This window comes from Streptomyces sparsus (genome assembly GCF_054776295.1).
Map to the genome: position 1 here is coordinate 1 of NZ_BAAHCA010001629.1, position 622 is coordinate 622.

Below are 622 nucleotides of genomic sequence, written 5' to 3' on the forward strand. Positions count from 1 at the left end.
GGCCCCGCACCGCCCCGCACGCCGCCGTGGCTCAGCCGTCGCCGAGCAGCTTCCTCATCCGGGTGATCTCCGCCGACTGGGAGTCGATGATGTCGGCGGCCATCCTCCTGGCCGGCGCGTAGGAGCCCTCGGACCGCTCCGTCCTGGCCATCTCGACCGCGCCCTCGTGGTGTTTGATCATCAACCGCAGGAACGCCCGGTCGAACGCGGCACCGGAGGCCTTGTCCAGAGCGGTCATCTCCTGGGCGCTCATCATGCCGGCCATGCCGTGCCCGCTGTGGTCCCCGTGCGACGCGTCGGCGGCCGGCACCGGCTCGCCCCATGAGGCGAGCCACTTCGAGAGCGTGCGGATCTCCGGCTCCTGGGCCTTCCGGATCTCCTCGGCGAGCTGCCTGACCTGTCGCGATGCCGACCGGTCCGGGGCCAGGTCCGCCATCTCCACCGCCTGCCGGTGGTGCGGGATCATGCCGCCGGCGAAGGTGACGTCCGCCGTGTTGTGGGCCTGTGCGGAGGCGGTCGCCGAGGTGGGCGCGTTGCCGGTCGTGGCCGGCTCACCCGAGCCGCCGGCGCAACCGGCCAGTGCGGTGACGGCGGTGGCGGTCGCCAGCAGGGCCGCGAACCG

At 73.3% G+C, this 622-nt stretch carries 1 protein-coding gene; it reads right to left on the reverse strand.

Going from position 1 to position 622, the window contains the following annotated elements:
• Positions 1 to 31: 31 nt before the first annotated feature.
• A partial coding sequence (locus tag ACYVE9_RS30000) for a DUF305 domain-containing protein (RefSeq protein ID WP_461031007.1) occupies positions 32 to 622 on the reverse strand: 591 nt, incomplete at its 5' end.